The following is a 300-nucleotide window of genomic DNA, read 5'->3' as shown; positions in this document are numbered from 1 at the left end:
ACGCCCGCACCGGCGATCAGCTGGTCGGCTACGTGGTGCCCGCGAACGGCGCGACGGTGGACGTCGAGCAGCTGCGTGCGCGCCTGTCCGCGCAGCTGCCGTCCTACATGGTGCCCGCCGCGATCGTGGTGCTCGACGCCATGCCGCTGAACCCCCACGGCAAGCTGGACCGTAAGGCGCTGCCTGCGCCGGTTTTCGAGGCCAAGGTGTTCCGTGCCCCGTCCACTCCGATCGAGGAGATCGTGGCGGAGGTCTTCGCCGATCTGCTCGGCGTGCCGCGCGTCGGCGTGGACGACGACT

Annotated in this window: 1 protein-coding gene; it reads left to right on the top strand. The window is 70.7% G+C overall.

What is annotated here, in order from left to right:
- A partial coding sequence (locus IU459_RS37830; protein ID WP_195134344.1) for an AMP-binding enzyme occupies window positions 1-300 on the top strand: 300 nt, incomplete at both ends.

Source organism: Nocardia amamiensis, from assembly GCF_015477605.1.
Classification (GTDB): domain Bacteria; phylum Actinomycetota; class Actinomycetes; order Mycobacteriales; family Mycobacteriaceae; genus Nocardia; species Nocardia amamiensis_A.
This window is presented reverse-complemented; position numbering and strand designations above follow the sequence as displayed.